The organism is Plantactinospora sp. ZYX-F-223 (assembly GCF_039649625.1).
Classification (GTDB): Bacteria; Actinomycetota; Actinomycetes; order Mycobacteriales; family Micromonosporaceae; genus Plantactinospora.
The window spans coordinates 45,222-70,861 of record NZ_JBDJAV010000042.1; the positions used below are offsets into that span (position 1 = coordinate 45,222).

Consider the following 25,640-nt stretch of genomic DNA (forward strand, 5'->3'; position numbering starts at 1 on the left):
CGGAGACGGCACTACGGTGAGGGGCATGGACCCATCCGCCATCTGGCGGGACAAGAACCATCGCTGGCGGATCGAGGCGATCCACGCTCCCGACCTGCGGTTCGCCATCTACGCCACCAACGGCACCACCGAGTCCGCACCCCTGTGGCTGTACGGCATGCCGGCGCTGGCCCGGTGGCTGATGATCCAGAACATCGAACTCGGTGACCTGGAGGCGGAGGAGCTCTGAGTCCGCTCTCGTAATTTTCCTTCTTGACCAACCATTATGATGTAGGTAACTTCCGACACGTCCCCTGCCCGCAGCCCCGCCCCCGGGAGGCCGCCGTGCAACGCAGAAGGTTCCTCGCCAGCACCGCCGCCGTGAGCGCCATGGGCGCGACGGCCGGCGCCCTCGGTGGCGCCGCCGCGTCCGCCGCTCCGGACACCGCAGCGGACCGCTCCGGTTCGGGCCGGCACGGTCGGCGGGTCAGCACCGGCCTGGACGTGCTGGTCGACTCCAGGTTCGCGGTCCTCGCCGGCCAGCGGGTCGGGGTGCTGTCCAACCCGACCGGAGTGGACGCCCGCTACCGCCACCTGGTCGACCTGATGCACGCCTCCGGCCGGGTGCGGCTCACCGCCGCGTTCGGGCCGGAGCACGGGTTCCGGGGCTCCGCCCAGGCCGGCGGCAGCGAGGGGACCGGCATCGACGCCCGGACCGGCATCACCGTCTACGACGCGTACGGCGCCTCGCAGGCGAAGTGGGGCGAACTGATCACCCAGGCCGGGGTCGACACCGTGGTCTTCGACATCCAGGACGTGGGCGCCCGCTTCTACACCTACATCTGGACCCTCTACGACTCCATGGTCGCCGCCGCCCGCCTCGGCCGCCGGTACGTCGTACTCGACCGGCCGAACCCGATCGGCGGGCGGGCGTACGGGCCGATGATGACCACGCCGTTCACCTCGGGCGTCGGCAAGAAGGAGATCGTGCAGCAGCACGGCATGACGGTCGGCGAGCTGGCCCGGTTCTACAACGGCGAGTTCCTGCCGGCCGAGGCGGGCCGGCCGGTCGACCTGACGGTGGTCAGGTGCCGGGGCTGGCGGCGGGGCGACTTCGCCGCCGACACCGGCGTGCCGTGGGTGCTGCCCAGCCCGAACATGCCGACCCCGGACACCGCGCTGGTCTATCCCGGCACCTGCATGTTCGAGGGGGTCGCGTCGATGACCGAAGGGCGGGGCACCACCCGGCCCTTCGAGCTGATCGGCGGCCTGGCCACCGAGTTCGACTACCACCTGGTGGACCGGCTCGTCGCCCGGGACCTGCCCGGAGTCGAGTTCCGGGAGGCGTACTTCTCGCCGACCGCCGCCGGGCAGAAGCCGGCCCTGCTCAACAAGCTCTGCGCGGGGGTGGAGGTGAAGGTCACCGACCCGGCCCGGTTCGACCCGGTGCGCACCGGGGTGGCGCTGCTGGTCGAGTCCCGTAAATACCCGGCGTTCGCCTGGCGGGCGGACACCTGGGACACCGCCCGGCCGTACTGGATCGACAAGCTGACCGGCTCCACCCGGCTGCGTACGATGATCGACGCCGGTGCCGACGTGCCGGACGTGGTCGGAGCCTGGTCGGCCGAGTTGGCGGAGTTCGACCGCCGGCGCCGGCCGTACCTGCTCTACTGACCCGTCGTCCTCACAGCCCCGCGCACGGCTGGTCGCCCACGGCGCAGCTCGTCGGCCGCTTCTGGGCCAGCGCGCCGGCGCGCTCCACGTCGAACCGGATCGTCGCCGAGCTGTTGGCGGCGAGCGGGGCGCCGGTGAAGGTGACCTGCTGCTCCTCCTGCCGGTAGCTCTCCGCTCCGGTGACGCTCGCCACCTGGGCACCGCCGGCCAGGGTGATCACCACTGTCCACCGGGTCGCGGTCGCCGCGCCGTCGTTGGCCACCACCACCTCGCCCTGATAGCCGAGGAGCCGGCTCGACAGCGTGCTGTACTGGGCGGTCAACCTCGGCTGGCCCGGCCTGGTCGGGTTGGCGGTGGCGGCCGGGGACGTCCGGCGAGGCGTCGCGCCGGGCTGGGCCGTCCGGCTGGGCTGGACCGGGGTGACACCGCTGGCCGGGGTCCGGGCGACCGGAGGGGTCGTACCCGGTGGCGTGCTCGGCGCGGCGCTGGCGACGGTGGCCGCCGCTCCGGGCGGCGAGTCGTCGCCGCGGCCGCGGGCCAGGCCGGCGACCACGACCACCGCGCCCACCGCCAGGGCCAGCACCGCCAGCCCGGCGCCGAGCCGGCGCCGTGACCGCCGTGCCGGCCCGGCCCGCCCGGCCGGCACGGCACTGATGATCTGGGTCGGCCCGGGGAGGTCCACCTCGCGGAAGGCCAACCAGTCGAGTACGGCGGGCAGCCGGGTGTCGAGTAGCCCCTGGTAGCACTCCTCGCGCCCGGCCGGGTCGGCGGGCAGCCAGGGCTCCTCCTCGCCGCTCTGCACGACGGTCAGCCGGCAGCCCTCCGCAGTGGGTGTCAGCTCGCACTCCAACCGGGTCGGCTGGCCCTCCTCCGGCCAGCGCAGCACCATCCGGTGTGGCCGGTCGACCTCGATCAGCTCGATGATCAGCTCGTCGAGTTCGGGCAGGTCCACGGGGCGCAGCTCGAACCGGCTGATCGAGGTGGGTCGTGGTTCGATCGAGGCGAACCACTTCGGCAGCAGCTCGCGGTCGGTGAGGGCCCGCCAGACCCGCTCCGGGGGATGGCGCAGCTCGACGGTGGTCCGGATTTCGGTCACGGCGAGACTGTACGTCCATCGGTATGCGCGGATGTCCCGGCCCCGGCCGACCGACGTCGGAGCCGGTACCGACCGCCGCCCCGGACGACCCCGGCCGGGGTCACCGGATCGGGGTGGTTGGCCGATTCCCGGAAGAGAACCCTCTGCCATAATTAGTATGATTTGCGTGAAAAACAAGGGACTGCGGACCCTGTTGTCGGTCGGCGCCGCGCTCGCCGTCATCTACTTCGGCCGCACCGGGGAGGAGGAAGGCAGGGTCACCAACACCGTCCTGCTGCTGGCGGTCGCGGCCGGACTGACCGTGTGGTATCTGACCAGACCCACCTCCGGCAAGCCGGTGAGCTGACCGCCAGAACATCGCCTGCGGGGTGGGCCGGTCAGCGGGCGGCGGCCGCCCTGGTCAGCTCGCCGATCGACTGCTGACCGAGCGAAACCCGGACCAGCGCGGAGGCCAGCCGCGGGAAGTCGGTGCCGCCGACCAGTCTGGCCAGCTTGTCCGGTGTGGACGGCAGACCCAGCCGGCCGGCCGCGTTCACCGCCCGGCGGTCGGCGTACGGGCGGACGTCCGGCCAGACCGCCTGCGCCTCCCGGAGGAAGATGTCCGCCCCGGTCGGCCCGATTCCGGGAAACCGGGTCAGTTCGCGGCGCAGCGCGTTCGGGTCACTACCGGCCTCCCGGTGCAACCGGCGCAGGTCGCCGTTCCAGCGCTCCAGGCACAGCCGTGCCGCGTTGCCCAGCATCGTCGCGGTCCGCTCGTCGTAGCGGCGGTAGTGCCCCCGGCCCAGCGCGTCCACCCGGTCCTGCCAGCTCAGCGCGTCCGTGCCCTGCGGGGTACGGCAGCCGGCGGCGAAGAGTTCGCGGGCGGCGGCGACCGCCACACCCGCCCGGATCCGGGTGCTGAGCAGCGTGGTCAGCACCAACAACTGGTAGAGCGGGCCGGGCCGGTCGGCCAGCCGGATGCCCGCCTCCTCGGCGTACGTGCGGCCCTGCCGGTCCAGCAGCACCCGCACCATTGCGCGGTCACGGTTCATTCCGTCCGGTTACCCGCGCAGCGGGTCCACGCACCCGCGCGGCCGACCGAATGGTGCCACCCGCACCGGGTAACCCCACGTCGGGTACCCGGGTGTCCGTGCCGAGCTCGGCGCACGGGCCGTTGCGAACCCCCGGGGCACCCCGCCGGTCGGCGACCACCGCCGGCCGGCGCCCACCATCGAGGGAGTACGACGGCGGAAGGGGACGGCGATGACGAACGTGCAGCAGCCGGAGATGCGCCGCAACGAACTGAACCCGACGGTGCAGGACAGCAAGGGTCCGCGGCCGGGTGACCCGACCCGGGTCCGGGGCGGCGACGGCCGGCGGATCCCGCCCGAGCAGGTCTCTCCGTACGGCCCGTCTGTCCGGCCCGTTGCCGAGGATCCCGACCGGAAGGCCGCGGGCCGCAGCGAGGCGCGCCGGATCGAGTGACCCGGACGGCGGGGCACCGGGTGCGGGATCCCGCGCGTCGGCATCACCCGGTCCGCGGCCGTCACCGGCGGCACCGGGTGTGCCGTAGCCGCCCGAGCGTCGCGACGGCGGCCACCCCGTACACCAGGTGCGGCACGATCTCGGAGAGCCAGTCCGTCCGGCTCCACCGGCGTGGATCGGTGCTGCCCAGGACCGTCAACGCGCCGTCCGACGCCAGCATCACGCCGGCGCCGAAGAGCCCGGCCGCCACCGGTCCGGGAAGACGGCGCAGCCCGATAACGGTGAGCGCGGCCCCGGAGAGTACGCCGGTCGCGTAGCCGAGCAGGGGCCCGAGGCCCGAGCGGCGGTTCGCCGCCCGGTCCTCGGGCCCCAGACCGATGTGCAGCATCTCGGCCAGCCGCTGGGCGCTCTCCTCCGGAACGATGCTGGCCGGTCGGGCCCGCAGGGTCATGTCGAGGTAGGTGACCACGTTCAACGCCACACTGCCGACCGCACCGGCGATCATCCCGTCCACCGCGTCGGTGACCGGGCCACCCGTCGCCGGCCGATCCAGCAGGCCGGCGACGACGCGTTTCCCGGTCACTTCGGCTCGCCCGGGCCGCGCTCACCCTTCGGGCCGAGCCCTCGCTCGCCCCGGACGAAACCCCGCCGCCCGCGATCCTCCTGGAGGTACCGGTTCGCGGTGTCGTCGGCCTTGCCGTCGTTGGTCCGGCGGCCGGAGTCGTCGATCCGCTTGCGCAGCCGCGCACGCTCCACGTCGTACGCGTTGCTGCCCGGTCGTGGTCCTGGCATGGGGTGCCTCCCGTCGTGTCGGCGCCGTCCCGGCTGGTCTACCCGCCCGGGTCCGGCCCATTCACGGAGCGTGACGCACCGGGAGGCCGTCTGGCGCGCGTAACCTCGCAAGTCGCGGTCCGGGATGGGCCGGCGCGGGTGATCGGACATATGGGACGATCGACGGATGGTGCCAGGTTGCCCGGTAACCGCGCGGGAGCACCGCAGGGGAGTCGTTGCCGGCCAACGGAGCAGGCGGAACGGGTACGGGTGAGCGGGTCATGCGTGACGTGCTGGACGAACTGGACCGGTGGTGGCGGGCGGGCGAGCCGGTCGGAATGGCGACGGTCGTCGCGACCTGGCGTTCCGCGCCCAGGCAGGCCGGCGCCACCATGCTGGTCGGCCCGGACGGGGCGGCGGTCGGCAGCGTCTCCGGCGGCTGCGTCGAGGGCGCGGTCTACGAGCTGACCCGGCAGGTGACCGCCACCGGCCGGCCGGCGCTGCAACGCTACGGCGTGACCGACGACGACGCGTTCGCGGTGGGCCTGACCTGCGGCGGCCTCCTGGACGTCTACATCGAACGGGTCGACCCGGCCGGTTTCGCCGAGTTCGCCGAGGTGGCGGCCTCGATCCGGGCCGGTGCGCCGGTCGCGGTGGTGACCTGCGTGTCGGCCGGCGAGTCCGATCCGGCCGGGCGGCTCGGCCGGCGGCTGGTGGTCTGGCCGGACCGCACCGCCGGCTCGCTCGGCACCGACCGGCTGGACGCGGCGGCCACCGACGACAGTCGGGGCCTGCTCGCCACCGGGCGGACCGGCACGCTCGGGTACGGCTACCACGGCCAACGGCGTGGCGACGACCTGCTGCTCTTCGTCGCGGCGTACGCCGCCCCGCCCCGCATGATCGTGTTCGGCGCGATCGACTTCGCCGCCGCGCTGGCCCGGATCGGTGCGTTCCTCGGCTACCGAGTCACGGTCTGTGACGCCCGGCCGGTCTTCGCCACCTCCCGCCGGCTGCCGGACGCGCACGAGGTGGTGGTCGACTGGCCGCACCGCTACCTGCGGGCCGAGGCGGAGGCCGGCCGGCTGGACGGGCGGACCGTGGTCTGCGTACTGACCCACGATCCGAAGTTCGACGTGCCGGTGCTGGAGGTGGCGCTGCGGCTGCCGCTCGGCTACGTCGGCGCGATGGGCTCCCGGCGGACCCACGGCGACCGGGTGGCCCGGCTGCGGGCGGCCGGTCTCTCCCCCGAGGAACTGGGGCGGCTCTCCTCTCCGCTCGGGCTGGACCTGGGCGCGCGTACCCCGGAGGAGACCGCGGTGAGCATCGCCGCCGAGGTGGTCGCCGGCCGCTGGGGTGGTACCGGCAGCCCGCTGTCGGCGCTGTCCGGCCGGATCCACCACGAGGCGCCCGCAGCCGACGAGGCCGCCCCGGTCGGCTGATTCCGGCCGGGCCAGGCGCAGCGGGGGAGGGACGGCGCGGCGACCCCGTCCGCGCGCCGGTCGACGGATCGCGGATATCCGCGAAGGGACAGGTCTAGCGGTAAACGTCGATCCTCTGGTAAGAATTCCTTCAATCTCTCCCGCCGTCATCAAAGAAACCTTCAACCCCCGTTCACCTGGAGGTCCACGTGACCGGCAACCCCCTGTCCCGCCGCGACGTCGTACGCGGCGCGGTCTTCCTCGGTGTCGGCGCCGCGACCGGCGGTGTGTCGATCGCCGGCGCGCCACCGGCGCTGGCCGCGCCCGACGAGGTCGACGCGCTCGCGGTGCCCGTCCCCACCATCGCCAGCTGCGCCACCTGGGGGGCCCGGTCGCCGGGCTCGCTCAGCGTGATCTCGTCTTCGCCGGACAAGATCGTGATCCACCACACCGCCGGCTCGAACACCACCAACTACACCCAGGCGCACGCGTACGCGATGGCCCGCAGCATCCAGAACTTCCACATGGACGGCAACGGCTGGTCCGACTCGGGACAGCACTTCACCATCAGCCGTGGCGGCTACATCATGGAGGGCCGGCACAACAGCCTGTCCCGGCTGCGCGCCGGCAGCGGCATGGTGGTCGGCGCGCACTGCCCGGGCCAGAACGACAAGGGCATCGGGATCGAGAACGAGGGCACCTACACCAGCGCCACCCCGACCGCCGCGCTCTACGACAGCCTGGTGCAGTTCTGCGCGTACGTCTGCGACCAGTACGGCATCGCCGCGTCCCGGATCTACGGCCACCGGGACTACGTGGCCACCGCCTGCCCCGGCAACGTGCTCTACGGCATGCTCCCGCAACTGCGCGCCGACGTCGCCGACGCGCTCGACGGGGGCACCACCCCACCGCCGGCCTTCAGCGCGATCGTCGACAACACCACCAGCGGCCGGTTCACCGCCAGCGCCAACTGGCTCACCTCGTCGTACTCCACCGAGCGGTACGGCGCGGACTACCGGTACGCCGACCCGGCCGCGATCAGCGACGTGGCGTACTACAAGGTGAACATCCCGGCCGAGGGGACGTACCGGATCGACGCCTGGTACCCGGGCATCGCCGGCTACAACACCGCCACCCCGTACATCGTGCTGGCCAAGAGCGGCAACCAGACGGTGGTGGTGGACCAGAGCACCGGCGGCGGGACGTGGCGTTCGCTGGGCACCTTCACGCTGACCGCCGGCGACAAGAACGTGGTCGGGGTGAGCCGGTGGAGCGGCGCCACGGGATACGTGATCGCCGACGCCGTACGGGTCACCCGGGTCTGACCCGTACCGACTCCGTCGCCGATACCCGCCGGAACGCATCAACGGCGTGCCGACGGGTATCGGCGTACCGGAGGCGGCTAAGGGGGTGGGGGAGTGCGGTACGACGAGTTCGTCGCCAAGGTGCGCGACCGTGGCGAGTACGCCGATTCGGCGGAGGCGGAACGGGTGACCCACCTGGTGCTCGGCATCCTCGCCCAGCGGCTGCACCCGGACGAGGCGGAGGATCTGGCCGCCCAGTTGCCCGGCCCGCTGGCCGCGACCCTGATCTCGGCCGGGCAGGGTACCGCGGGTGCGTTCGGTGCACGGGAGTTCCTGGGCCGGGTCGCCACCGGGGCGGGAGCGACCGCGCGGACCGCCGAGTGGGACGCCAGCGCGGTGCTGTGCACCGTGGCCGAGGCCATCTCCGGCGGTGAGCTCAACGACGTGCTGACCCAGCTGCCGTCCGGGTACGCCGTACTGTTCGGCCGGGCCGGCCTGAGCGGCTGAGCAGCCGATCCACCTTCGCACCGTCCTTGATCCCGCCTGGCCACGCCTGATCGTCGCCGTCCGGCCCGTTCGGGCGGCCCCAGCACCCGAACTAGCATCCTAGGATGCCCTACGCGGCGTGCCCCTGCTCACACCGCACGACAGAAACGGAAGACACCGGACACGGACGGCCGCGCCAAAATCGGGCCGGATATAGTGGCACGGCAATTGAGCAGCCACGGGAGCCGAATGCGCCGTAACCGGGGCTGCGTCAGGTGCCGTCACTCGTCCGGAATGCGTCAACCGTTCCCGGGCGAGAGGTCGGTCGGAGCGCGCACCGGTTTCTGGACCGTCCTCCGCCATCGTGCGGACGCCGGGCCGTGGCGCAGAGGGAGGTTCGGTGTCGCGTCGGCCGGCGCGGGCGGATGACGCCCAGCCAACCGGTGACGCCACCGCCGGGCCTGCTGGCTCGACGGGGCGGATCCTCACCGTCCCCAACCTGATCAGTTTCGTCCGGCTGCTCGGCGTACCGCTCTTCCTCTACCTCTTCCTGGTCACCGAGGCGGACGCGGCCGCCGTGGTCGTCCTCGCCGTCGGTGGCCTGAGCGACTGGGTGGACGGCTTCGTCGCCCGGCGACTGCGCCAGGTCAGCCGGCTCGGCGAGCTGCTCGACCCGGTCGCCGACCGGCTCTACATCCTGGCCACCCTGGTCGCGCTGACCGTCCGCGAGGTGGTGCCGTGGCAGTTCACTGTCGCGCTGCTGGCCCGGGACGTCGTGATGACCGCCAATCTGGGCATGCTGCGCCACTTCGGCTTCCGCCCGCCGCCGGTGCACTATCTGGGCAAGACGGCGACGTTCGTACTACTGGCCGCTTTTCCGGTACTGCTGCTCGCGGCTACGGTGCCCGGGGCGGCTACCGCTGCCGGGGCGATCGGCTGGGGGCTGGCACTGTGGGGACTGGTCCTGTATTGGCTGGCCGGCGGGCTCTACCTGATCCAGGCCGTCCGGCTGATCCGGGCGGCACGGGCGGAGGTGGGATGACCGGGCAGGGCAAGCGGACGTACGCGGCCGATTTCCTCACCGAGCTCTTCCAGAACCCGCTCGACCCCGGTTACGCCGATGCGGCCGCGCGGCGCCGGCGTGCGGTGCCGGCCACCGGATGGCGGCGGTCGATGCCCCGGGCGGTGACCCTGGTGACCCTGGTCGTGCTGGGGCTGCTGCTCGCGATGGCCTACCGCCAGACGGTGGCGGCGGAGCCGAGTCGCAGCAAGGCGCGGGCCGGCCTGGTGACCCAGATCAAGCAGCGGGAGGCTGAGAATGCCGCGCTGACCGAGCGGGCCGACCGGCTGCGTGCCGAGGTGCTCCGGCAGCGGGACGCGGCGCTGTCCGGCAGCGCGGCGGCGAACCTGCGGAATCTGGAGGCGGCCACCGGGCTGGGCCGGGTGCGCGGTGACGGTCTGGTGGTGCGGGTCGCGGACGCGCCCGAGGAGCCGGACGCGGTCACGGGTGCCGGTGCGACGAATCTCGGCCGGGTACTCGACCGTGACCTCCAGGACATCGCGAACGCGCTATGGAGTGGCGGGGCGGAGGCGGTCTCGATCAACGGGCAGCGGCTGACCGCCACCTCGACGATCCGGGCGGCGGGTGGCGCCATTCTGGTCGACTTCAAGCCGGTGATCGGCCCGTACGAGGTGTCCGCGATCGGTCCCGGTCAGCTGGAGCGCCGGTTCCGGGACAGCGCGGCGGCGCGGTTGCTGGACAGCGTCTCCGAGGAGCACGGGATGTCGTTCGAGTTCCGTAGGGTCGACGATCTGACTCTGCCGGCCGCGACGGAGCCGCGGCTGCGCTATGCCACACCCTCGCCCGAGCCCACCCCGACGCCGTCCGGGTCGTCGGCGGGTGGCGGGGGGTCCCCGAGTCCGCATGGAGGCGGCCGATGATCGCTGTGCTCGCGTTGCTCGCCGGGGTGTTGCTCGGCGTCTGGCTGGATCCGACGGTTCCGTCGGCGCTCCAGCCGTACCTGCCGATCGCCGTGGTGGCGGCCTTGGACGCGGTGTTCGGCGGGGTGCGGGCCAAGCTCGACGGCATCTTCGACGACAAGCAGTTTGTGATCTCGTTCATCTCGAACGTGCTGGTCGCCGGGCTCATCGTCTACCTGGGTGACCAGCTCGGCGTCGGTGGGCAGTTGTCCACCGGTGTCGTGGTGGTGCTCGGTGTCCGGATCTTCGGCAACGTGGCGGCTATTCGCCGGCACCTGTTCCGGGCGTAGGTTCGACGGCGATGGCGGGAGCGAGCGAGCAGAACAGTCCGGACGAGGCGGCCAGGGGCCCGGTACCGGGTGGTTCGCCGGCGGACCGGACGCCGGGTACGCCGGAGTCGCCGGACGGCGCCGCCGCGGAGCGGCCGGCCACGCCGGGGCCGGCCGGTGACGGGGACCCGGGTGCCGACCGGAGTACGGTCTCGGCGGACGACGGGCCCACGGTGCGGCTGTCGACCGACGACGGGCCGACCGTGCCGTTGCCGGGGGACGACGAGACGGTGCCGATCCCGCCGCCGGAGCCGCCGGAGCCGGTCGGGCCGGCGTCGGCGGTTCGCCGGCTGCTGCCCCGGCTGACCGCGGCGAACGCGATGATCGGGGTGCTGCTGGCGCTGCTGGGGTTCACCCTGGCGGTGCAGTTGCGGACCAACTCCACGGACGCGTCGCTGGAGACGACCCGCCAGGAGGACCTGGTGCGGATCCTGTCGGACCTGGACGCGCAGGAGGAGCGGGTCCGGCAGGACATCGCGGCGCTGGAGGAGAGCCAGCGGCAGTTGAACTCCGGTGCCGAGGGGCGGCAGGCGGCGTTGGACGAGGCGACCCGGCGGGCCGACGAGTTGGGCATCCTGGCGGGGACGTTGCCGGCCCGGGGGCCGGGGTTGACGGTCAGTTTCATGCCGGTGAGCAAGCCGATCGCGGCGTCGCGGGTGTTGGACGCGGTGCAGGAGCTGCGGGGCGCGGGGGCGGAGGCGATGCAGATCTCCGGCGGTGACGGTGCCACGGTGCGGATCATCGCGTCGACGTACTTCCTCGACGCGGACGGCGGTATCTCGGTGAGTGGACGGCGGTTGACCGGACCGTACATGATCTCGGTGATCGGCGATCCGAAGACGATGCAAACCGCACTGAACATCCCGGGCGGGGTGGTGGCATCGGTCAGCGGGGACGGCGGTAACGTGGCGATCCAGGAGCGGGAGGTGGTCGACGTGACGGCCCTCAGCCCGCCGAAGGATCTGCAACATGCGCGTCCGGTCTCCTGACCGGGCGCGGTCGGGACGGCGACTCGGCGTCCCGGTATTGGCTGGTGCGATGAAGAAGGACGCGTCTGGTGATTCCTGAGGACCTGCGGTACACCGCCGAGCACGAGTGGGTGGCTGGCGACGGCAGCGGACCGGTGCGGGTGGGCATCACCCACTTCGCGCAGGACGCGCTGGGCGACATCGTTTATGTCCAGCTTCCCGACGAGGGTGCGACGGTGCAGGCCGGCGAATCGTTCGGTGAGGTCGAGTCGACCAAGAGCGTCTCGGAGATCTACGCCCCGTTGACCGGTACGGTGGTGGCGCGGAACGAGCAGCTCACGGATACTCCTGAGGTGATCAACACCGACCCGTACGGCTCGGGTTGGCTGGTCGAGATCGCGCCCAGTGACGCGTCGGCGGTGGCTGGTTTGTTGACCGCCGAGGCTTATCGGGAGCTGACCGAGAGCTGATCGTGGTGACGCCGTCGCGTGGTTGTGTCCGCGCGTCTGGTTGCCCTGTATTTCGGCGCTGGCTAGGCTCGCCCAGTCGACCGAGAACCAATAGTTGCGCGTTGCGGAAATGCCTTCCCGGGCACGGGGGAGCCAGCCGCTGGGCCCCGAGGGCGCCCGGCGGCCAGACCCGTAACACCCGACGCCGACCGAACAGATCCGTGAGGTGGTCCCAATGACGCGCCCAGACGACGAGTTCCCCCCACTCGACGTCACATCGACGCTGAACCTTGGTTCTCTCGACGAGATGTTGGAGGGGCCCGAGACCGACGTTGTGCCGAGCCGGATGTCAGGTTCGCTGCCTCCGGGTATGGCGTTGCTGGTGGTTCGGCGTGGTCCGAATGCCGGCGCCCGGTTCCTGCTGGATCACGATGTGACGACGAGTGGCCGGCATCCGGACAGTGACATCTTCCTGGACGACGTCACGGTGTCCCGGCGGCACGCCGAGTTCCACCGGGACGGTGGCACGTTCACCGTCCGGGACGTGGGCAGCCTGAACGGGACGTACGTGAACCGGGAGCGGGTCGAGGCAGCGACGCTGAGTAACGGTGACGAGGTCCAGGTCGGGAAGTTCCGGCTGGTCTTCATCGCTGGTCCGCGTCCGGAGGAGGGGGCCGTCCGGGGGTGAGCGAGAGTGCGGCGGCGGCTGTTCCCGGGCCGGGGACGGCCGCTCGGGGCCAGCCACCGAACCTTTTTCCACCTGAACTGCGCGGCGCGCACCCCTCGACTTCCACCCGCGGCCACGACGGACCGCAGGGGGAGGCCGACAAGGGTTCACTGATGAGTATCGGTGAGGTGCTGGCGCAGCTTCGGGTGGAGTTTCCCGACACGACGATCTCCAAGCTGCGCTTTCTTGAGTCCGAGGGTCTGGTCGAGCCGCAACGCACGCCGGCGGGTTACCGCAAGTACAGCTGGGACGACGTGGCGCGGTTGCGGTTCGTGTTGACCGCGCAGCGTGACCAGTACCTGCCGTTGCGGGTGATTCGGGAGCAGCTCGCGGAGGCGGCTCGGGACGGGTTGTCGGGGCCGGAGCGGCATCGGCCGTCGCTGGTGGCGGTGGGGCCGGATGGCGAGGTGCCGGGTCGGGAGCCGGCCGCCCCGGTCGGCGAGTCGTCGGAGACCCGGCTGGACCGGACTGAATTGCTGTCCCGCAGTGGGCTCGGTGAGGCGTTGCTGGCCGAGTTGGAGCGGATGGGTCTGGTGGTGTCGCAGCCGCCCGGCTGGTACGACGCGGATGCGCTGGTGATCGCGCAGGCGGTGGCGGGGTTGGCGGCGTACGGGTTGGAGCCGCGGCATCTGCGCGGCTACCGGACGGCGGCGGATCGCGAGGTGGGGTTGTTCGCCCAGTTGGTGGCGCCGTTGGCCCGGCAGAACGATCCGGCGGCCCGGGCGCGGGCGGCGGAGGCGGCGCGGGAGCTGGTTGGCCTGTCGCAGCGGCTGCACGCGGCGCTGGTCCGGGTGGGGCTGCGCGGGACGTTGGGCCGGTGACCTCCCAGGGCGGCGGATGTGCCGCCCTGGGGCGGTTGTCCGGCGGGTTGCTGGGTGTGGCCTGGCGCACTCGGCCGGCAGGAAAGATCTGCGGCGGTGGGCGTGGCGTACGCTTCCCGGGGTAACCCGTGCGGTGCGGCGGTTGCGGGCGGCGCGGGTGGGGCGGTGTTATCCGAGCCCGTGTACCGTGCAGGGAAGGGGCATACCGGCCCCTGCGGCGGGTAGCATCGGCCGCCGCAGGACGGTGGTGGGGAAGAGACGACGGCGACACGGAGGCGGCGGTGCGCGAGCTGAGCGTGGTCGGGGTTCGGGTGGAGCTACCCACCAACCAGCCGATCGTCCTGCTCAGAGAGGTCGAGGGCGACCGTTATCTGCCGATCTGGATCGGTGCGGTGGAGGCTACCGCGATCGCCTACGAGCAGCAGGGGGTCAAGCCGGCCCGGCCGCTGACCCACGATCTGCTGCGGGACATCCTCTCCGCGTTGCAGGCGCCGCTGCGGGCGGTGGAGATCGTGGAGTTGAAGGAGAACGTCTTCTACGCCGATCTGCTGATCGGGGACGGTCTGCGGGTGTCGGCCCGGCCGTCGGACTCGATCGCGTTGGCGTTGCGGGTGGGTGCGCCGATCCGCTGTGCGGAGCAGGTGCTCACCGAGGCCGGGATCATCATCCCGGACGAGCAGGAGGACGAGGTGGAGAAGTTCCGGGAGTTCCTGGAGCAGGTCCGCCCGGAGGACTTCGCCGGTTGACCGCGGCTCCGTGGCGGCGGCCTGGCCGGTGGTTGTGGTGCTGCCGGTCGGGTAACGATTGATTCGTCCTGGGGTAACCCTGCGGTGATCCCCGTGTGCGGCGTGTCGCGGCATTTCCTGCGGGGTAACCCTCCAGCCGGGCTATAGGGTTGGGCCTGTCGAGGGGTGCACGTCGGCGGAAACGACGTGTCACCGCACGGGCGGGGAGGTTGTCCGATGCATGAGCCACAGGACCCTGATCCGGGTAGGTCGAATCCCCAGGGTATGGATCAGCGGCACGTCGACGGGCCTCGTGAGGTGGCGGAGGATCACTCGGCTGGCGGGGCGTCGGTGGAGGACGGGTCGGTCGGCTATCGGGGTGTGACGGCGTGCCACGCCGTCGGGATCAGCTACCGGCAGTTGGACTACTGGGCGCGTACGGCGCTGGTGGTGCCGAGCGTGCGGGACGCCTCGGGGTCGGGAACCCAGCGGCTCTACTCGTTCCGCGATCTGGTGGTGCTGAAGGTGGTGAAGCGGCTGCTGGACGCGGGGGTCTCGTTGCAGAACATCCGGCGGGCGATCGACGCGCTGCGCTCGCGCGGGGTGGCGGACTTGGCCGGTATCACGCTGATCTCGGATGGCACGACGGTCTACGAGTGCCGATCTCCGGAGGAGGTCGTCGACCTGTTGCAGGGTGGGCAGGGGGTGTTCGGGATCGCCATTGGTGGGGCGTTCAAGGAGGTCCAGGGCTCGCTGTCGCATCTGCCGGCGGAGCCGGCCGGGGAGCCGCCGTTGGCGGGGGAGACGCCGGAGCCGGTCGCGGTGGAGGCCGGCGACGAGTTGGCGGCCCGCCGGGCCCGGCGGCGCGCGGGCTGACCCGGCCCGTCCGGGCCGGGGTTGTCGAGGTATACCGGCCCAGCGCCGGGAGGCTGCGTGGCTCGGGTCGCCGCCACCCGCCCCCTTGATCGTTATCGCATACTTGGCGTATGTCGTCTACTTTGTCGCCGGAGTCGTCCGGCTCCGACCGTCCGCGTCGGGTCGCCCGGCGCCGCTGGCGTCGCCGGATCATGCTCGGGGCTCTGGTGGGCCTGCTGCTGTTGCCGGTGTCGGTGGTCGGCAGCGTGGTCTGGGTGCGGCAGTCGGCGCGGGAGCACGTGTATGCGCTGGCCGACGTTCCGGCGGCGCCGGTCGCCCTGGTGCTGGGTGCCCGGGTGTATCCGGACGGCACCCCGGCGCCGTTCCTGGCCGCCCGGCTGGGGCTGGCGAAGGAGCTGCTGGCGGCGGGGAAGGTCCGGGCGATCCTGGTTTCCGGCGACCACCGGAGCTGGGCGTACGACGAGCCGGGGGCGATGAGTCGCTGGTTGGTGGAGCGGGGCGTGCCGGCCCGGTTGGTGGTGCAGGACCATGCCGGGTTCGACACCTACGACTCGTGTTCGCGGGCTCGTCGGGTCTTCGGTGTCGATCGGACCATTGTGGTCACCCAGAGCTTCCACATCGAGCGGGCGGTCACGGTGTGCCGGCGGGTCGGTCTGGACGCGGTCGGTGTCGGCGACGAGTCGGTACGCCGGTTCGAGCGGGCCTGGCGGTGGGGCGGGTTCCGGGAGCACTTCGCGGCGGTGAAGGCGGTCTACGACGTGCTCAGCGGACGGGATCCGGTGTTCCTGGGCCCGGCTGAGTCGGGGGTCCGCGACGCCTTGGCCGGCTGACGGTGCGGGCGGTGGAGTGTGTCGTCGCGTACCGTGACCGGGGTGGCCGGCGCGGCGTCCGATGGGGATGATGGTCCGGATCGGATCGAGCTCGATGATTGCCGAGCCGGTTGGGTATGGATGACACCGATTCGGGTTGGATGACACAGAACGGGTGGGCGCGGTAGTGTCCCCACCCAGTGTCACCCGTCGGCCGTCCGCCCGGCGGCCGGCACTGTTGGTGTTTCGACCCCACACGCCGCGCGATCCCCCTCGCGCCGGAAGGAAGACCGTGACGGATCCACATGACAGCGCCGTGTCGTCCCCCGCGGACGGCGCCGCGACCACCGGTAACGGTGCAGCAGCCCGCGTGACGCACTACGAGCGGATCGGCGGGGCGGAGTCGGTCAAGGCGGCCGTGCGGCTGTTCTACGACCGGGTGCTCGCCGACCCGGAGCTGGCCGGCTATTTCACCTCGGTGAACATGGAGGAGCAGCGGCGGCACATGGTGCTGATGCTGACCGTGGTGCTCGGCGGGCCGAACAACTACGCCGGCCGGGGACTGGCCGAGGCGCACCAGCCGCTGAACATCCCGGACGAGCACTACGCACGGGTCGGTGTGCACCTGATCGACACCCTGACCGGGCTCGGCGTGCCGGACGACATCCTGGACGACGTGCGGGCGACGCTGGGTTCGGTACGCGACCAGGTGGTGGCGAGCGGCACCTCCGCGGGCGTCTGACCGTGGACGTCGCTCGTCTCAAGCAGAGTTGGCACCTGGTCGCCGGACATGGCGACCAGGTGCCGCTCTACTTCTACTCGACCCTGTTCCTGGCCCATCCCGACGTCCGGCAGATGTTCCCGACGAACATGGCCGGCCAGCGGGACCGGCTGGTCACCGCGCTGGGTCACATTGTCTCCAACGTGGACCAGGTGGACCAGCTCGTCGGTTTCCTGCAGTCTCTCGGCGCCGACCACCGCAAGTTCGCGGTCCGGCCGGAGCACTATCCGGCGGTCGGGGAGGCGCTGCTGGCGACCCTGGCGCACTTCCTCGGCGAGCACTGGACCGAGGATCTGGCGAAGGACTGGACGGCGGCGTACGGGCTGGTCGCGAAGGTGATGACCGACGGCGCGACGGCGGCGGAGAACGTCAGCCCGCCGTGGTGGGTCGGCGAGGTCGTCGCGCACGAGCCGCGGACGTTCGACATCGCGGTGCTGACGCTGCGCCCGCAATATCTGCTGCCGTTCGAGGCGGGCCAGTCGATCGGGGTGTCCAGCCCGGCGACCCGGGCGTGGCGGTACTACTCGCCCGGGAACACGCCCCGCACCGACGGCACGATCGAGCTGCACGTGCGGGCGGCGCCGGGTGGGGCGGTGAGTTCCCGGCTGGTGTACGGGACCAGCGTCGGTGACCAGGTGCATCTGGCGTCCCCGGTGGGGGAGCGGCTGACGTTGCGCCAGGCGTCCGGCGGTGGGGACCTGCTGCTGCTGGCCAACGGCACCGGCTGGGCGCCGTTGAAGGCGCTGGTGGAGCAGGTGGCGGCCGAGGGCGGCGGTCGGCGGGTCGACGCGTACGTCGGGGCCCGGTCCCGTACCGAGTTCTACGACGTCGACGCGACCGAGAAGCTGGTGGCGTCGTACCCATGGTTGCGGGTGACGTATGTGGTCAACGCCGACCCGTCACGGCCCGGAGAGTTCGTCCAGGTGGTGGACCGCGCCCTCGCCGACGGCGACTGGCGCAACCGGCACGTCTTCGTCTGCGGGTCCGATCCGATGGTGTCGGGCGCGGTCACCGGACTGGCGCAGGCGGGTTACCACGCCGGGCAGCTGCACTACGAGGCGCTGGGTGGGCAGTGGTATTCGCCCGGGCGGCGGATCGGCGAGGTGCAGGAGCATAGGCCGGCAGACGGAGGTACGCAGTGAGCGCCAGCCCGATCAGCGAGTACGACCGCGCGACGGCGCTGTCGGGTCCGAGTCCTCGGGTGCGGATGACCGCGGATCGGGTCCGGCGGTGGGAGTTCAACACGTCGTCGTTCACCAGGCGCGGCTACGACGACCGGGATGTCGACCGGTTCCGGCACCAGGTGGCCGACGAGTTGGACCTGTTGGCGACCCAGTTGGCAGATCTGCGGGCGGAGAACCAGCGGCTGCACGACCATGTGGAGCTGCACCGGCACGGGGTGCTGCCGAGTGCCAGCAACCGGCCGCAGTTGCCGGGGGCGAAGGAGGTCAACCTGCTCTCGGCGGCGCAGCGGGAGGCCGAGCAGATCATCGCCCAGGCGCACGACTACGCCCGCCGGGTCGCCGAGTACGCCCGGGTGCAGTACGAGAACTATCTGCGGGCGGCGGCCGAGGATGCCCGCAACGAGGCGGAGCGGGCGGTGCAGGACTACCGGGCGTCGGCCGGGTCGAGTTTCGACGACACGGTGGCGACCCGGGAGGCGCTGCGTATCTTCGGCGAGATGATGATCTCGCACATGCAGGCGGCGGCCCGGCATCTCGACGACGGCAGTGAGCATCTGGCCCGCACCATGGACCGGATCGTCCGGGAGGCGGGTGCGGGGATCGGCAGTGCGACGCCGCCGGGTGTCGCCCGGCCGGCGCTGTCGCCGCGTCCGGAGCAGCCGCGGCAGATGTAGGGTGCCGGCCCTGGCCCGGTCCGTCGGCGTGACCGGGTGGGCGGCCGTCATCTGCGTGCCGGCGGCTGTGGGGGCCGCCGGCCGAGGTGCCATCGGTCCGGAGTGTTCCGCTGTCGTAGGGGTCGGGTGCGGGAACGGTGTCGGGGGCAGGGTCGGTGACGTACCGCCGGTCCGGTCCGGCCCGGCCCGGGGTGGCTGTGGGAGTGGTTTCCGACGCCCCGCGCCGGCCACACTTCGAGGCCACCCCGCGCGCCGGCCTGCGGCCCGGACCTGCCGAATCCTGCTGCCCCCGGATCTACCCCCGTTGCGGCAGGCAGATCGACTCGCCGGTGACCGCCGACCCGGGTATAGGCTCGGCCGGATGCGGGGGAACACGTTGAAGGACCGGATGCGGCGCGGCGAGCCGGTGCGCGGAGTGTGGTTGGCGTTGCCCAGCGTGGAATCCGCCCGGCTGATGGCACGGATGCCGGCGGACTGGCTGGTTGTCGACGTCGAGCACGCCCCGGTGGGTGCGGAGACGATGACCCGGATGGTGGCGACGATCGCCGACGCCCGCGGCCCGGCACCGCTGGTACGGCTGGCGAGCCCGGGTGTGGAGAACGTCAAACGGGCCCTGGACGCGGGTGCGTGGGGCGTGATCGGCCCGATGGTCAACACTCGCGCCGAGGCGGAGGCGTTTGTGGCGGCGGCGAAGTTCCCGCCGGTCGGGCAGCGCAGCTTCGGCAGCGCCTGGGCAGGGCTCGCCTTCGATGTGGCCGCGCCGGACTACCTGCGTATCGCCAACGAGCAGACCATCGCGATGGTGCAGATCGAGAACCGTGCGGCTCTGGATCACCTCGACGCGATCTGCGGTGTGCCGGGACTCGACGGCGTGTTTGTGGGCCCCGTCGACCTTGCGATCTCGCTGGGTCTGGGGCCGGATTCGGATAGCCGCGATCCGGCCTTCCGCCAGGCGCTGGACGAGATCCTGCGTGCGGCCAGGGCGGCCGGGCTGCCGGCAGGAATATATTGCTCGTCACCCGAGGCGGCCGCCGAGCGGCTCGAGCAGGGCTTCGTCATGGTCAACGTCGCCACCGACGTGGCCGTGCTGAGCCAGGGTGTGCGGGACCGGCTTGCCTAGCACCGTCCGTACCAGGGCGGGCAGGTCGGCGGGCGCGATATCCCGCCGCCGTGCCGCGACGTGTCCGTCCGGCCGCAGCAGGTAGCAGGTACCCGGTGGCGACACCTTGTCGGGCGGCATCGTCACGACACCGACGAGGTCGACCGGGTCGGGCGAAGAGTACAGGGCGGTGAAGCCGTGCCCCAGTCGTCGGCGTACGTCCGGATCCGCGGGTACCAGCTTGGACCCGAGCGCGGGCGCCCCGCCCCAGTTCCCTACGTCGTCGGCCAGGGACAGCGGCGACGTGGTGTACGTGTACGGCGTGCTCATCCTGCCGCTGTCGACGAGCCGCCGCAGTCGCAGTCGCAGGATCACGTTCCGGCGCAGGCGCTGCCAGCGGGTCCGGGGCGCCATGAACCGCATGGTGGCCTCGGTGACCTCCTGGTTGTGCCGCTGCGCCGCCCAGCGTTCGGTCTGGTACGTCTCGAGCAGGTCTGACCCGGCACGGCCGGTCAGCACGTAGGCGAGCTTCCAGCACAGGTTCTCCACGTCGTGGATGGCGCCGTTCATGCCCCGTGCCCCGAACGGCGCGACCAGGTGCGCGGCATCCCCGAGCAGGAAGACCCGGCCGTGCCGGAGCCGGCGCAGCAGACGCTGGTGGAAGCGGTAGTCGGTCAACCACACCAGCTCATATGGCAGATCCCCGATCAGCGCCCGAATCCGGCGGCCCATCGCCTCGGGGGAGCGCTCGTCCTCGACGGCCGCGTCGCCGCTGAGTTGCCAATCGACGCGCCACACGTCGTCCGGCTGCGGGTGGATGAGGATGTTGTGCCCGGGGTTGGCAGGATGATCGAAGAAGAACCGCGGCTCGGCCGGAAAGGGCAACTTCGCGCGGATGTCGGCGATCAGGAACCGGTCCGGATAGGTCCGGCCCGGGAAGTCGAGTCCGAGCAGTTTGCGGGTGGTGCTGCGGGCGCCGTCGCAGGCCAGCAGGTATCGGCCCCGGATCGACACCGGGCCGGACGGTGTCCGCGCGGTGACGGTGACCCCGTCGGCGTCCTGGTGCAGCCCGACCACGGTGTGCTGCCAGCGCAGGTCGACCAGGGGTGAACGGGCCATCGCCGCCAGCAGTTGGCGTTCGGTCTCGTGTTGCGGCAGGTTGAGGAAGGGCGGTAGTTCTCCGGGCGCCGGTGCGGCTGCGGTCTGGGTCTGCATCTCGTGCTGCCGGAAATAGGTCTTCCGGGTACGCCAGGCGATGCCGCGCGCCAACATCGGCTCGACGCAGCCGAGTTTCTCCCAGACTGCCAGCGCGGTGCGATGAATGGCGATTGCGCGTGATCCCTGCGGCCTCTCGGCGCCCGAGTCGAGCACAATGGACGGAATGGAATAGTGCGCCAGTTCAAGCGCGGCGGTCGCTCCGGTCGGTCCACATCCGACGATGATCACCGGTACTGTTCTGTTGTCCCCCATAGCCGGCAAAGCTAGCTAGCGGAATTCCGCCGTCCCATGGTGTGCTCAAGATCCGACTTGTTCCGCCAGTACCTCCTGTCGGGCGACGGCCCACGGCGCTTACGCACCGCGTCCGACCTTGCGGTCCGTCGGACCGCAAGGGGAGGTCGAAAGGTTCATTCCCCAGGTTCGTATCGCTTAGGTCCGTACCGACCAGCTTCGCGCCAGCCAGGTTCGCGTCGTCCAAGAGCGTGCCGAATAGGTTCGCGCCGTAAAGGCTTGCGTCTACCAGGTTCGCGCTGCTCAGCGCCGAACCATTGATTGATAGCAGGGGCCGCCAGATCGGCTCGGTGGAGCCGAGACCGCGGTCCACTTACCGGATGGCACTGGCGGTGCGCTGCCTCCCGGCCGGGGAGGCAGCGCACCGCGGATCAACTGATCAACTGGTACCCGAACTGCACCTCCAGGCCACTGGCGGCGGCCGCGTCGAGGACCCGGACCTGCAGTCGCGGCGCCTCGCCGCTGCCGTCGACGGTGAACGGCGCGACGAGTGCGGTGGTCTGCACGGCGGTGGTCACGCCGACGGCGTTACCGCCCGCGGACTCCCCGTCCGCGTCCAGCCGCACGGCGCAGGCACCGGCGGCGAGTCGGCGCGTCACCGTGACCACCCGGATGCGCTGCCCGGCGAGATAGAGCAGGTTGCCGAAGTCGTACAGCCCGTCGGCCACCGGACCGGTCACCCGGGCCGCCAGCCAACCGTCGATCTGCTCGACACCCTTGTTGCCGGTGAACCGGGCCTGGCCGGTGGAGGTCCCGGCGAGCAGATACGGGCCGACCAGGTTGCCGCTGAGGTCGTTGTCGGCGACCAGTACGTCACCGGCCCCGTCGACCACGCCGTAGTCCTGCCGGTTGATGCCGTCGGCGAGCGAGCCGACGGCGTTGCCGACGATGACGACCCGGCTGGCGCCGGAGCGGATGTTGATGCCGGCGCCGTGCCGGTAGCCGCTGCCGCCGCCGGCGTACCCGTGCGCGACGGTGACCGGCAGGTCGAACTGGGTGGGGCTGACCACCTCGATCCGCCAGGTGCCGTTGGCCTCGGTGCTGCCGGTCGCGCCGGAGATGGTGATCCGGTCGCCGGTCTCCCAGCCGTGTTCGACGGCGGTGGTGACCCGGGCCCGGCCTCCCGGGCCCGCCGTGATGCCGCTGATCGCGCGGGCGAAGCTGGGATGTGCGGTACGGCCGTTGTTGCCGATGATGCAGCCGGTGACGGTGACCCGGGTGGCGGCGATGTCGAGGCCGTTGCGCCCGGAGCCCCGGATGACGCACCCGGTGAAGGTGGCCATGCCGGTGAAGCCAGGATTGATCCGGACGTTGTCGTGTTCGTTGTCGGCCGAGATGTAGACGTTGGTGAACTGGGCGTGCGCGCCGGCGTCGAGCAGCACCGGTGTGCCGTGACCGTTCTCGAAACCGCCGCCCTCGAAGTAGACGAACTTCGGGTAGGACCCGCCGGTGGTGTTCTTCAGCCACAGCCCGTGCCGGCCGAACAGCACCGCGGTCGCGAAGAACTTGATCGACCCGCCGAGGCCGTCGATGACCAGGTTGTCCGTGGTGGTGTTGCCGGAGCCGGCGGCGATGCCGCACTGCACGAACTCCACCGGGTCGGCCCGGGACGTGTTGCCCACCCCGTTGAGCAGGATCACGTACGGGCCGGTGAAGCCGTTCCAGACGCAGTTGCGGAACCGGATGGTGTTGCAGGAGCGCAGGGTCGTACCGGTGTAGCCATTCTTGAACCGGACGTTGACGAACGACACCATGTAGTTGCGGCCGCCGTCGACCGCCTCGGTGGCGACCAGGCTGCCGCCGGTCAGGCCGTCGCCGCGTACCACGAGGTCGCGCAGCCCGCCGCCGGACACGTTGGTGAGCAGGAACCCGTGCCCGCCGCCGGTGGCGACGACGTACTGGGTGGCGTACTCGTCGTTGTCGGTGGGGCCGGCGCCGGAGAAGGTGACCGGCACGTCGCGTACCCGGATGGTGCGCTCCAGGCGGATCTTGCCGGGACCGGCCTCGATGACGCCGCCCGTGCGCAGCGTGTCGACGGCGGCCTGCACCCGCGCCGAGTCGTCGTCCACCCCTGCTCCGGTGCAGCCGAACCAGGCCAGGTCGAGGCGGGTGGTTTGCGGCCGCTTCCACCGGCCGGTGGCGGTCCCGGCGACGGCGAAGACGGTGCCCCCGTTGTCGGGCTCGGTGCTGTCCGCATCCCAGTGCAGCGGGCCGCCGCCGACGCCGGGCGTGTCGGCGTGGTAGCCGAGCAGGTGCACCTGCTGGCCGTCGGTCTGGCCGGGCGTGCCGCGCAGCTGGTCGACGCTGGCGATGCCGTCGCCGGCGGCACGGGACGGCTTCGGCGGCGCGGCGTGTGCGGCGGTGGCGACGGCCTGGCTGCCGGTCAGGGTGAGACCGGCGAAACCGAGGGTGGCCAGGGCGCGGCGGCGGGTACCGGCGAACGGCGTGCCGGTCGGGTCGGGACGGTCGGGCATCTCGGGCCTCCTGTTGTCGGCGTAGCCCCCGGCGCGGCGGACGCGCACCACCGCGCGACCGGCGCCAACGCCGGCCACGGCCGGGGTACGGGTGGGGGACGTGCGGGAGGGGTCAGCCCTTGACGGCTCCGATGACCACTCCCTTGGCGAAATGCTTCTGTAGGAACGGGTAGACGAGCAGGATCGGGACGAGCGAGACGACCAGGATGGCCATCTGCAGGGACTGCTGCGGTGGGACCACCTCGCCCGGCAGGTCGGTGCCGATCGCGGCGTTGTCCACCACGTAGGTGCGCAGCACCAGTTGCAGCGGCCACTTCTCGGTGGAGTTGAGGTACAGCAACGCGTTGAAGAAGGCGCTCCAGTAGGCCACGGCCTGGAACAGCGCCACCACCGCGAGCACCGCCTTGGACAGCGGCAGCATGATCCGGGTGAGGATCTGCAGCTCGCCCGCGCCGTCGATGCGCGCGGCGTCGACGATCTCCTTCGGGACCTCCAGGAAGAACGCGCGCACGATGATCACCTGGAACGCCGAGACGAGTGGCGGCAGGATCAGCGCCCACCACGAGTCGATCAGGCCGAGCTGCTTGATCAGCAGGTAGTTGGGGATCATGCCCGCGTTGAAGAGCAGGGTGACCAGTACGAGTATCAGCACCGGACGGCTGCCGAAGCTGCCCGGCCGGGACAGCGAGTACGCCAGCAGCGCCACCACGGCCACCGACAGCAGCGACCCGACCAGCGTGACACCGATCGAGACGAGGGTGGCGCGGGTGACCACCCCGCCCCGGAAGATCGCGGCGTAGGCGTCGAGCGTCGGGTCCTGCGGCCACAGGACGTAGCCGCCGGCCCGGGTGATCTGTTCCTGGTCGGCGAGAGAGGTGGCGACGACACCGAGGAACGGGATGGCCACCACGGCGCAGCACAGAGCCAGCACGATGCCCTTGAGGCCGCGTACGGCGGGATGCGGGGGTGCCATGCCGTTGACCATCCGGCGGCGGCCGCGGGCGGCGGTTGTGGTCACCATCGGGAGTAGATCCCCCTCTCCCCGAACAGGTGCGCGATCTTGTTGGCGGCGAGTACCAGCGCGAGCCCGACCACGCCCTTGACCAGGCCGACCGCCGCCGCCATGCCGAAGTCACCGTCGATGATGCCGCGGTTGTAGACGTACGTGTCGAGCACCTCGGAGGCGTCCTGGCCGACGGCGGCCTGCTGGAGGATGATCTGCTCGAAGCCGACGGTCAACACGTCACCGAGCCTCAGGATGAGCAGCAGGACGATGACGGACCGGATCGCCGGCAGGGTGACGTGCCAGAGCTGGCGTAGCCGCCCACCGCCGTCGACCGCGACCGACTCGTACAGTTCCAGGTCCACCCGGGAGATCGCGGCCAGGAAGATGATGGTGCCCCAACCGGCGTCCTTCCAGATCGCCTGCGACGTGATCAGGGTGAGGAACAGGTCGGGGTTGCCGATCAGGTGTAGCAGCGGCAGGTCGTGGGCGCGGGCCCAGGTGTTGTAGAGCCCGGCGTTGCCGAGTAGCTGCTGGAACAGGGCGACGACCACGACCCAGGACATGAAGTGCGGCAGGTACAGCACCGACTGCACGACGCGCTTGAGCCGTTCCGAGAGCAGGCTGTTGAGCAGCAACGCGACGGCGATCGGGATCGGGAAGACCACGATGATCTGGAGCAGCGAGATGATCAGCGTGTTGGTCAGCGCGTTGAGGAACGCCGGATCGGCGGTGTAGATGACCTGGAAGTTGGCCAGGCCGACCCAGGGCGCCTCCCAGATCGTCAGGTACGGCCGGTAGTCCTTGAAGGCGATGACGTTGCCGGCGAGCGGGACGTAGTGGAACAGCAGGATCAGCGCCAACCCGGGCAGGCCGAGCAGGAACAGGAAGCCGTCGCGGCGCAACCGCTGCCGCGCCGACGGCCGCCGGCGCGGCCGGTCCGGCGGCGGCGCCTCGGGTGGACCCGCCGGGCCGGGGGCGGCGGGAGCCGCCGCACCCCGGGCAAGCTCGGTCGATGCCATCGCCTCTCCTCCTCCTGC

At 71.5% G+C, this 25,640-nt stretch carries 29 protein-coding genes; 21 read left to right on the top strand and 8 right to left on the bottom strand.

Features of this window, described 5'->3' with window-relative positions; genetic code table 11:
• Window positions 1–25: 25 nt before the first annotated feature.
• Together AAH979_RS32810 and AAH979_RS32815 are read left to right on the top strand one after the other, a co-directional pair.
• Entirely contained in the window at window positions 26–229 is a 204-nt protein-coding gene (locus tag AAH979_RS32810; RefSeq protein WP_130462943.1) for a hypothetical protein, read from the top strand.
• A gap of 95 nt (window positions 230–324) precedes the next feature.
• Window positions 325–1,653: a DUF1343 domain-containing protein gene (locus AAH979_RS32815; protein WP_346262014.1), complete on the top strand. Its 1,329-nt coding sequence runs from the start codon at window positions 325–327 to the stop codon at window positions 1,651–1,653.
• A gap of 10 nt (window positions 1,654–1,663) precedes the next feature.
• On the opposite strand, the gene AAH979_RS32820 is transcribed toward AAH979_RS32815, so the two are convergent.
• The gene (locus AAH979_RS32820; protein WP_346262015.1) at window positions 1,664–2,749 is read right to left on the bottom strand and encodes an SRPBCC domain-containing protein; all 1,086 of its coding nucleotides are present in this window, start codon (window positions 2,747–2,749) and stop codon (window positions 1,664–1,666) included.
• A 193-nt stretch (window positions 2,750–2,942) separates the two neighbouring features.
• Between AAH979_RS32820 and AAH979_RS32825 the strand changes: the two genes are divergently transcribed.
• A complete protein-coding gene (locus AAH979_RS32825; protein WP_346262044.1) occupies window positions 2,943–3,095 on the top strand; it encodes an amidophosphoribosyltransferase in 153 nt (50 codons plus the stop codon).
• Between the two features lie 31 nt (window positions 3,096–3,126).
• Here AAH979_RS32825 and AAH979_RS32830 read toward each other — a convergent pair whose 3' ends face one another.
• A complete protein-coding gene (locus AAH979_RS32830; protein ID WP_346262016.1) occupies window positions 3,127–3,780 on the bottom strand; it encodes a hypothetical protein in 654 nt (217 codons plus the stop codon).
• Window positions 3,781–3,991: 211 nt separating this feature from the next.
• Between AAH979_RS32830 and AAH979_RS32835 the strand changes: the two genes are divergently transcribed.
• Window positions 3,992–4,213, top strand: coding sequence for a hypothetical protein (locus AAH979_RS32835; protein ID WP_346262017.1), 222 nt, complete (start codon window positions 3,992–3,994; stop codon window positions 4,211–4,213).
• Between the two features lie 61 nt (window positions 4,214–4,274).
• On the opposite strand, the gene AAH979_RS32840 is transcribed toward AAH979_RS32835, so the two are convergent.
• Together AAH979_RS32840 and AAH979_RS32845 are read right to left on the bottom strand one after the other, a co-directional pair.
• Window positions 4,275–4,718 (bottom strand): hypothetical protein, encoded by a 444-nt coding sequence (locus tag AAH979_RS32840; protein ID WP_346262045.1) that lies wholly within the window; start codon window positions 4,716–4,718, stop codon window positions 4,275–4,277.
• Between the two features lie 74 nt (window positions 4,719–4,792).
• Window positions 4,793–5,005, bottom strand: coding sequence for a phosphatidylethanolamine-binding protein (locus AAH979_RS32845; protein ID WP_346262018.1), 213 nt, complete (start codon window positions 5,003–5,005; stop codon window positions 4,793–4,795).
• A gap of 260 nt (window positions 5,006–5,265) precedes the next feature.
• Here AAH979_RS32845 and AAH979_RS32850 point away from each other — a divergent pair, with 260 nt between their 5' ends.
• The 17 genes from AAH979_RS32850 to AAH979_RS32930 all read left to right on the top strand — a co-directional run bounded on the left by AAH979_RS32850 (window position 5,266) and on the right by AAH979_RS32930 (window position 19,635).
• A complete protein-coding gene (locus tag AAH979_RS32850) occupies window positions 5,266–6,423 on the top strand; it encodes an XdhC family protein (protein ID WP_346262019.1) in 1,158 nt (385 codons plus the stop codon).
• 188 nt (window positions 6,424–6,611) lie between these two features.
• Complete coding sequence (locus tag AAH979_RS32855; RefSeq protein ID WP_346262020.1) at window positions 6,612–7,727, top strand: N-acetylmuramoyl-L-alanine amidase; 1,116 nt, start codon at window positions 6,612–6,614, stop codon at window positions 7,725–7,727.
• A 93-nt stretch (window positions 7,728–7,820) separates the two neighbouring features.
• Window positions 7,821–8,213 carry a DUF2267 domain-containing protein gene (locus AAH979_RS32860; protein WP_346262021.1) on the top strand — a complete coding sequence of 131 codons (393 nt, stop codon included), beginning with the start codon at window positions 7,821–7,823 and terminating at the stop codon, window positions 8,211–8,213.
• Between the two features lie 460 nt (window positions 8,214–8,673).
• Entirely contained in the window at window positions 8,674–9,234 is a 561-nt protein-coding gene (locus tag AAH979_RS32865) for a CDP-alcohol phosphatidyltransferase family protein (RefSeq protein WP_346262046.1), read from the top strand.
• Window positions 9,231–10,133 carry a DUF881 domain-containing protein gene (locus AAH979_RS32870; RefSeq protein WP_346262022.1) on the top strand — a complete coding sequence of 301 codons (903 nt, stop codon included), beginning with the start codon at window positions 9,231–9,233 and terminating at the stop codon, window positions 10,131–10,133. The genes AAH979_RS32865 and AAH979_RS32870 overlap by 4 nt, the downstream gene beginning before the upstream one ends.
• A complete protein-coding gene (locus tag AAH979_RS32875) occupies window positions 10,130–10,462 on the top strand; it encodes a small basic family protein (protein WP_203866211.1) in 333 nt (110 codons plus the stop codon). Before AAH979_RS32870 ends, AAH979_RS32875 begins: the two co-directional genes overlap by 4 nt.
• Before the next feature lie 11 nt (window positions 10,463–10,473).
• On the top strand, window positions 10,474–11,490 hold the full coding sequence (locus tag AAH979_RS32880) for a DUF881 domain-containing protein (RefSeq protein ID WP_346262023.1): 1,017 nt from the start codon (window positions 10,474–10,476) through the stop codon (window positions 11,488–11,490).
• Between the two features lie 68 nt (window positions 11,491–11,558).
• A complete protein-coding gene (gene gcvH / locus AAH979_RS32885; protein WP_346262024.1) occupies window positions 11,559–11,939 on the top strand; it encodes a glycine cleavage system protein GcvH in 381 nt (126 codons plus the stop codon).
• Between the two features lie 214 nt (window positions 11,940–12,153).
• Window positions 12,154–12,606 carry an FHA domain-containing protein gene (locus tag AAH979_RS32890; protein WP_101365931.1) on the top strand — a complete coding sequence of 151 codons (453 nt, stop codon included), beginning with the start codon at window positions 12,154–12,156 and terminating at the stop codon, window positions 12,604–12,606.
• A 152-nt stretch (window positions 12,607–12,758) separates the two neighbouring features.
• Entirely contained in the window at window positions 12,759–13,466 is a 708-nt protein-coding gene (locus tag AAH979_RS32895; RefSeq protein WP_346262025.1) for a MerR family transcriptional regulator, read from the top strand.
• 281 nt (window positions 13,467–13,747) lie between these two features.
• On the top strand, window positions 13,748–14,212 hold the full coding sequence (locus AAH979_RS32900) for a bifunctional nuclease family protein (protein WP_318397067.1): 465 nt from the start codon (window positions 13,748–13,750) through the stop codon (window positions 14,210–14,212).
• A gap of 264 nt (window positions 14,213–14,476) precedes the next feature.
• Entirely contained in the window at window positions 14,477–15,067 is a 591-nt protein-coding gene (locus AAH979_RS32905; protein WP_346262026.1) for a MerR family transcriptional regulator, read from the top strand.
• 110 nt (window positions 15,068–15,177) lie between these two features.
• Entirely contained in the window at window positions 15,178–15,897 is a 720-nt protein-coding gene (locus tag AAH979_RS32910; RefSeq protein ID WP_346262027.1) for an ElyC/SanA/YdcF family protein, read from the top strand.
• A 349-nt stretch (window positions 15,898–16,246) separates the two neighbouring features.
• A complete protein-coding gene (locus tag AAH979_RS32915) occupies window positions 16,247–16,618 on the top strand; it encodes a group 1 truncated hemoglobin (protein ID WP_346262028.1) in 372 nt (123 codons plus the stop codon).
• A gap of 2 nt (window positions 16,619–16,620) precedes the next feature.
• The gene (locus tag AAH979_RS32920) at window positions 16,621–17,799 is read left to right on the top strand and encodes a globin domain-containing protein (RefSeq protein ID WP_346262029.1); all 1,179 of its coding nucleotides are present in this window, start codon (window positions 16,621–16,623) and stop codon (window positions 17,797–17,799) included.
• Entirely contained in the window at window positions 17,796–18,515 is a 720-nt protein-coding gene (locus AAH979_RS32925; RefSeq protein ID WP_346262030.1) for a DivIVA domain-containing protein, read from the top strand. The genes AAH979_RS32920 and AAH979_RS32925 overlap by 4 nt, the downstream gene beginning before the upstream one ends.
• Before the next feature lie 388 nt (window positions 18,516–18,903).
• Window positions 18,904–19,635, top strand: a complete 732-nt coding sequence (locus AAH979_RS32930; protein ID WP_346262031.1) for an aldolase/citrate lyase family protein — start codon at window positions 18,904–18,906, stop codon at window positions 19,633–19,635.
• On the opposite strand, the gene AAH979_RS32935 is transcribed toward AAH979_RS32930, so the two are convergent.
• The 4 genes from AAH979_RS32935 to AAH979_RS32950 all read right to left on the bottom strand — a co-directional run bounded on the left by AAH979_RS32935 (window position 19,531) and on the right by AAH979_RS32950 (window position 25,622).
• A complete protein-coding gene (locus tag AAH979_RS32935; protein WP_346262032.1) occupies window positions 19,531–21,084 on the bottom strand; it encodes an FAD-dependent monooxygenase in 1,554 nt (517 codons plus the stop codon). The genes AAH979_RS32930 and AAH979_RS32935 overlap by 105 nt on opposite strands.
• A gap of 410 nt (window positions 21,085–21,494) precedes the next feature.
• A complete protein-coding gene (locus AAH979_RS32940; RefSeq protein ID WP_346262033.1) occupies window positions 21,495–23,597 on the bottom strand; it encodes a hypothetical protein in 2,103 nt (700 codons plus the stop codon).
• A 112-nt stretch (window positions 23,598–23,709) separates the two neighbouring features.
• A complete protein-coding gene (locus tag AAH979_RS32945) occupies window positions 23,710–24,618 on the bottom strand; it encodes a carbohydrate ABC transporter permease (protein WP_346262034.1) in 909 nt (302 codons plus the stop codon).
• Window positions 24,612–25,622, bottom strand: a complete 1,011-nt coding sequence (locus tag AAH979_RS32950; RefSeq protein ID WP_346262035.1) for an ABC transporter permease subunit — start codon at window positions 25,620–25,622, stop codon at window positions 24,612–24,614. Before AAH979_RS32950 ends, AAH979_RS32945 begins: the two co-directional genes overlap by 7 nt.
• Window positions 25,623–25,640 lie beyond the last annotated feature (18 nt).

Bases quoted from the DNA above. Each gene is read 5' to 3' on its own strand.
- AAH979_RS32810 (WP_130462943.1), top strand. From the start codon at position 26: ATGGACCCATCCGCCATCTGGCGGGACAAGAACCATCGCTGGCGGATC.
- AAH979_RS32870 (WP_346262022.1), top strand. From the start codon at position 9,231: ATGACCGGGCAGGGCAAGCGGACGTACGCGGCCGATTTCCTCACCGAG.
- AAH979_RS32845 (WP_346262018.1), bottom strand. From the start codon at position 5,005: ATGCCAGGACCACGACCGGGCAGCAACGCGTACGACGTGGAGCGTGCG.
- AAH979_RS32890 (WP_101365931.1), top strand. From the start codon at position 12,154: ATGACGCGCCCAGACGACGAGTTCCCCCCACTCGACGTCACATCGACG.
- AAH979_RS32895 (WP_346262025.1), top strand. From the start codon at position 12,759: ATGAGTATCGGTGAGGTGCTGGCGCAGCTTCGGGTGGAGTTTCCCGAC.
- AAH979_RS32935 (WP_346262032.1), bottom strand. From the start codon at position 21,084: ATGGGGGACAACAGAACAGTACCGGTGATCATCGTCGGATGTGGACCG.
- AAH979_RS32930 (WP_346262031.1), top strand. From the start codon at position 18,904: ATGCGGCGCGGCGAGCCGGTGCGCGGAGTGTGGTTGGCGTTGCCCAGC.
- AAH979_RS32835 (WP_346262017.1), top strand. From the start codon at position 3,992: ATGACGAACGTGCAGCAGCCGGAGATGCGCCGCAACGAACTGAACCCG.
- AAH979_RS32875 (WP_203866211.1), top strand. From the start codon at position 10,130: ATGATCGCTGTGCTCGCGTTGCTCGCCGGGGTGTTGCTCGGCGTCTGG.
- AAH979_RS32945 (WP_346262034.1), bottom strand. From the start codon at position 24,618: ATGGTGACCACAACCGCCGCCCGCGGCCGCCGCCGGATGGTCAACGGC.
- AAH979_RS32850 (WP_346262019.1), top strand. From the start codon at position 5,266: ATGCGTGACGTGCTGGACGAACTGGACCGGTGGTGGCGGGCGGGCGAG.
- AAH979_RS32880 (WP_346262023.1), top strand. From the start codon at position 10,474: ATGGCGGGAGCGAGCGAGCAGAACAGTCCGGACGAGGCGGCCAGGGGC.
- AAH979_RS32940 (WP_346262033.1), bottom strand. From the start codon at position 23,597: ATGCCCGACCGTCCCGACCCGACCGGCACGCCGTTCGCCGGTACCCGC.
- AAH979_RS32950 (WP_346262035.1), bottom strand. From the start codon at position 25,622: ATGGCATCGACCGAGCTTGCCCGGGGTGCGGCGGCTCCCGCCGCCCCC.
- AAH979_RS32910 (WP_346262027.1), top strand. From the start codon at position 15,178: ATGTCGTCTACTTTGTCGCCGGAGTCGTCCGGCTCCGACCGTCCGCGT.
- AAH979_RS32840 (WP_346262045.1), bottom strand. From the start codon at position 4,718: ATGATCGCCGGTGCGGTCGGCAGTGTGGCGTTGAACGTGGTCACCTAC.
- AAH979_RS32830 (WP_346262016.1), bottom strand. From the start codon at position 3,780: ATGAACCGTGACCGCGCAATGGTGCGGGTGCTGCTGGACCGGCAGGGC.
- AAH979_RS32905 (WP_346262026.1), top strand. From the start codon at position 14,477: ATGGATCAGCGGCACGTCGACGGGCCTCGTGAGGTGGCGGAGGATCAC.